We start from the raw sequence: 4,791 nt of genomic DNA on the forward strand, positions 1-4,791 counted from the left end.
GTTTATGCGCATAAAGTCAACTTGCGACTTATGCGTCAGGTTCGGTGGCGTGGACAGTACTATCGCGGCCCGTGCTGGAGTCTAATTTCTGCGACCGAGTGGCGAGCCTTTGCATCAGCGGCTTACCGGCCTGCGTCGACCATACGATGCTTTATGCGCATAAAGTCCGGCCGAACACGACTTAGAGCAAGACAAACATGAACGGCGCTCACAGGATGAGATGCTCGATTCCGTTTGGGTCGTACCCCTCGCGCATGTGCTTGACGCGATCGAGAGAGAGCTTGCTGTCTAGTCATGTAGATGTCGATGCTCAAATATAGTGATTAAAAAAATACGGCTAGAACCACCGGTGGTCTATTCACAACCCCGCTACCGTTCCACAATGCCGCTCCAAGCATCCCGTAAGCAAGCACTCGTAAAATCGCGGCCACTAAGCGGCGGCGAACAGCCGCGGGTACGCTAGCCTCTTCTCTCAATCAGCCAAAGGCATTTCAGTGCATCTGACTTCGACTTTCGCCGCGTGGTCCGACCACGACACGCGTCTTCTCATCGCATGCGCGCTCGGATTGGCATCGATCATTGTTCTTATTAGCGCGCTGAAACTGGCGCCGTTTTTATCGATACTCGTTGGTACTTTCGTCGCCGGCTTTACCGCAGGCTTGCCACTTGAGGCCGTCGCGAGCGCTTTTAGTAAAGGCGCGGGCGGCCTGCTGGGCGACGTCGGAATTATCATCGCGCTCGGCGCGATGCTCGGTGCATTAATGGCGGAGTCAGGCGCTGCCGACAGGCTGGTCTCGACCATTCTCGATCACTCCACGCCACGGTCCTTGCCCTGGTTGATGGCGCTGGTGGCAATCGTGATCGGCTTGCCGCTCTTTTTTGAAGTCGGCCTTGTCATGATGGTGCCGATCATCTTCGTGATGGCGCGCCGCTCGAAACAGCCGATCTTACGGATCGCAATCCCGGCGCTGGCCGGCATGACGACGCTGCATGCGCTGCTGCCGCCGCACCCGGGCCCGCTTATCGCGGTGAGCGCACTGCATGCGGATCTTGGAATTACGATGGGTCTTGGTTTCATCATCGCAATTCCTGCTGTGATCCTCGCGGGCCCCGTGTATGGAATATGGCTGTCGCGCCGGATGCACGTCGACGAACCGGAGGAGATGGGCAAGTTGTTTGCATCGAAGATGGATGGTGCCGGTGCGCTCGACGCCCCCAGCTTCGGTATCTCGCTCTTGACGATACTTTTGCCCGTATTGTTGATGCTCGGCCGAACCGTAGCGAAACTAGCTGTCAAGCCCGAAACGCTGCTATTCGATACGCTCAATTTTCTCGGTGAGCCGCTGATTGCTCTTGGACTCACCGTTCTATTCGCAATCGTCGCGTTGGGCTGGACGCGTGGCATGCCGCGCGACAAAGTGAGTGGCATCCTGCGCAAAAGCCTGCCGCCTATCTGCGCGCTGCTGTTGACGATCGGCGCCGGTGGCGGCCTGAAGCAAACGCTGGTGTTGGGAGGGATCAGCACCACGATCGGGAAGATTGCCATCGGTTCGCACATGCCGCTCATTCTGCTGGCATGGCTGATCGCCGTTGCGCTGCGCCAGGCGACCGGCTCGGCCACGGTCGCGACCACAACGACGGCGGGCATCATCGCCCCGGTCGTGGCAGGGCTGAGCGCGACACACAACTCGCTGCTGGCGCTGGCGATTGGCGCGGGGTCGGTCTTTTTCTGCCACGTGAACGACGCCGGTTTCTGGATGATCCGTGAATACTTCGGTCTGCAGCTAAAACAGACGGTGTACGTCTGGTCCGTGCTTCAAACGATCGTCTCAGTGGTCGGGCTGGCGCTCACGCTGGTGATGTGGGGCGTGCTGACATAAACACTGACGTGAAACGTGGGCAGATTGGCGAGGCAAGCGGAACTCCGAATCTAAAATGAGAAAAAGGAGATCCATCATGCTTGCCTTGCGCCCCACCTGTGAATGCTGCAGCCACTCCCGCCAAACGCCCGTGACGCCATGATATGCAGCTTTGAATGTACCTTCTGCGAATCGTGCGCGCTGTCACGGCTTCAAAACGTATGCCCGAACTGCGGCGGCGGCTTCCAGTTTCGCCCGATCCGTCCGAAAGCGCGACTCGACAGCCGCCCGGCCTCGACGGAAGTCCATCCAGCGGGCATAGATGAACACCAACATCGTGCGTTCCTGGATCGCTACGGCTCCATTGCGCCCTTTGATCGATAACATCTGCCGCCCATTAGGGAATTCACCGATCTGAGCGCCGCTCATACCGGTGCGCAGTAATCATCGATTCCTCCTCGGCGGCGCTGGCTCTCACAATCTGTTCATCGATCCACTCCTTGAACGGAAGCCAACATGCCAACACCCCAATCCGAGCGCACTCTTCACATTGGCGAAGGTTTTGAAGGGCCGGGCGTCAATCTCGCCCATATCAATGTGCTTGTCGGACCCCGCAGCGGTCCTGCTGGACAGGCATTCGCGACCGCGCTCGCTACGCCGTCGGCGGGCCACGCGCCGTTTGTCGTCATCGCTCGGCCGGGTGTTCCTACCAAGCCCCTGACGCTGTACGTGAACAAGGCACAGATTGCCAATGAGTTCCACGGGAACGCGACGTGGGGCGCTTCGCAGGCGGGCATCGCAAAGGCCGTCGCTGAATCGCTCGAAGACGGCACGTTGCCGCCGGAAGCGGAAAACGACTGGGTGGTCGTATCGGCGAACTGGGTCAATCCGTCAGCTGACGATCTGGATGCCGTGTTCCGCAACAATTATCGCGCGACTAAAAACGCCATCAAGGCGGCCATGAAAGGTCTGCCGTTAAAGCGCGACGTATTCGCCGCGGCGCGTGAAGTGTCGAATCCCTTCTATACCCCGAGTTCGTCGCAAGCCGCCCTCTAAAAAACCGCATACGGGTGTCGCATGCCGGCACTCTACGGAGAATTGAATAATGGAATACGTTCGACTGGGCCAGTCCGGCCTGAAAGTGTCGCGCTTGTGTCTTGGCACCATGAACATGGGAACGCCGCAATGGAAACCGTGGATTTTCGACGAACAAAAGAGCGAGCCCATTGTTCGCCACGCGTTGGACGCAGGCGTGAACTTCATTGATCTCGCTGATTTCTATTCGTTGGGCGTGGGAGAAGAAGTGGTTGGCCGAATCCTTGGACGCCTTGCACGGCGTGAGGAAATCGTGGTCACCACCAAGGTCGGCTACGACATGGGCGAATATCAAAATGCGGGCGGTCATTCACGCAAGCACGTGCTCGATGGTATCGACGCATCCCTGCGCCGGCTGGGCATGGATTACGTCGACATCTATATGCTCCATTATTTCGACACTACCACGCCCGTTGAAGAAACCATGGCAGCGCTGGACGATATCGTCCGGTCGGGCAAGGCGCGTTATATCGGTGTGTCGACCATGTACACGTGGCAGCTTGCGAAAATCATTCAGGTTTGCGAACGAAATGGCTGGCACAAGCCGATCAATATGCAATTGCAATTGAACTTGGCATACCGCGAGGAAGAGCGCGAGATGATGCCGTACTGCGCGGACCAAGGTCTGGGTGTATCCGTATTCAGCCCGCTGGCGCGAGGGCTGTTGACGTGCGACACCGCGTCTACGCGTAACCAGACTGACTTCTTTACATCGCAGATGTACGGCGATGCGGCATCCCGTGAGATCGCCGCCTCTGTTGAGCGCGTCGCCCGGAGACGCGGCGTGAGCGCCGCGCAAATCGCCCAGGCGTGGGTACTGCAGCGCAATGGCGTGGCTAGCATGCTGGTCGGCGCAGATTCACCGGCCCAGTTCGACAGCGCACTTAACGCGCTCGGCATGGAACTCGACGCGGACGAGCTTTATGAACTCGAGCGCAACTACACGCCGTGTGATGTCATCAACGATTACACAGCCGGCCGCCGGGTCGCGCGTGAAGCACGCGTGCCGCAGGGCGCTTTTGTTCAGGCAATGAAGGACGCGGCATGAATCTTCTTCGAAAAGAACACTACATCGATGGTGTATGGCAGAGCAGCGCTGAGACCTATCCGGTCCTGAATCCCGCAACGGCAGACGTGATCGCAGATGTCTCGAAAGCGGGCGCGCGTGAAACGCAGCAAGCCATTCAGGCAGCGGAGGGCGCGTTCCCAGCCTGGCGCGCGCTGACCGCAAAGGAACGCGGCGCTCGGGTGCGGCGCTGGGGCGAGCTGATGCTCGAGCATCGCAATGCCCTCGCCGAATTGCTTACGCGAGAGCAAGGAAAGCCGCTCGCGGAAGCACAAGGGGAGGTCGCTTATGCAGCGAGTTTCCTCGAGTGGTTCGCTGAAGAGGCGAAGCGCAGTTATGGCGATGTCATTCCGAGCTCGAAGGCGGGATCGAAGATCATCGTCACGCGGGAACCGGTCGGCGTGGTGGCGGCCATCACGCCGTGGAACTTCCCCCTCGCAATGATCACGCGCAAAGCCGGACCTGCGCTGGCAGCGGGCTGTACGATGGTCCTCAAGCCGTCTGAGGAAACGCCGTTGAGCGCTTTGGCTCTGGCCGTACTCGCCGCAGAAGCAGGAATCCCGGCGGGCGTGTTCAATGTGGGCACGGTCTACACCTACGATCCAGCCCTTCCGGAGGGCGCACGCTACCCGTTCCATCAGGTGTCCGACGCCGACGCCTGGGTCGATGATGTGCAGTCGCCGAACTACAACCGCTTTGTCACGATCCCCGACCCGCAGCATCCGCCCGCGTGGTTCGATAAAATGAAGATGCGCCACGGCGATTTCGCGT

General features: G+C 59.2%; 4 protein-coding genes and 1 pseudogene. All 5 read left to right on the forward strand.

Annotated elements, in window-relative coordinates; all coding sequences use genetic code 11:
• Window positions 1-494 precede the first annotated feature (494 nt).
• Complete coding sequence (locus tag ACFFAR_RS24940) at window positions 495-1,880, forward strand: gluconate:H+ symporter (protein WP_062003508.1); 1,386 nt, start codon at window positions 495-497, stop codon at window positions 1,878-1,880.
• A gap of 76 nt (window positions 1,881-1,956) precedes the next feature.
• Window positions 1,957-2,243: pseudogene (locus tag ACFFAR_RS24945) on the forward strand (DUF1272 domain-containing protein).
• 132 nt (window positions 2,244-2,375) lie between these two features.
• On the forward strand, window positions 2,376-2,915 hold the full coding sequence (gene fae / locus ACFFAR_RS24950; protein WP_062003510.1) for a formaldehyde-activating enzyme: 540 nt from the start codon (window positions 2,376-2,378) through the stop codon (window positions 2,913-2,915).
• Between the two features lie 49 nt (window positions 2,916-2,964).
• Window positions 2,965-4,002, forward strand: coding sequence for an aldo/keto reductase (locus tag ACFFAR_RS24955; protein WP_062171853.1), 1,038 nt, complete (start codon window positions 2,965-2,967; stop codon window positions 4,000-4,002).
• A partial coding sequence (locus tag ACFFAR_RS24960) for an aldehyde dehydrogenase family protein (RefSeq protein ID WP_375508640.1) occupies window positions 3,999-4,791 on the forward strand: 793 nt, incomplete at its 3' end. The genes ACFFAR_RS24955 and ACFFAR_RS24960, both read left to right, overlap by 4 nt.

It is taken from the genome of uncultured Caballeronia sp. (genome assembly GCF_964243625.1).
Taxonomy (GTDB): domain Bacteria; phylum Pseudomonadota; class Gammaproteobacteria; order Burkholderiales; family Burkholderiaceae; genus Caballeronia.

Bases quoted from the DNA above. Each gene is read 5' to 3' on its own strand.
- ACFFAR_RS24955 (WP_062171853.1), top strand. From the start codon at position 2,965: ATGGAATACGTTCGACTGGGCCAGTCCGGCCTGAAAGTGTCGCGCTTG.
- fae (WP_062003510.1), top strand. From the start codon at position 2,376: ATGCCAACACCCCAATCCGAGCGCACTCTTCACATTGGCGAAGGTTTT.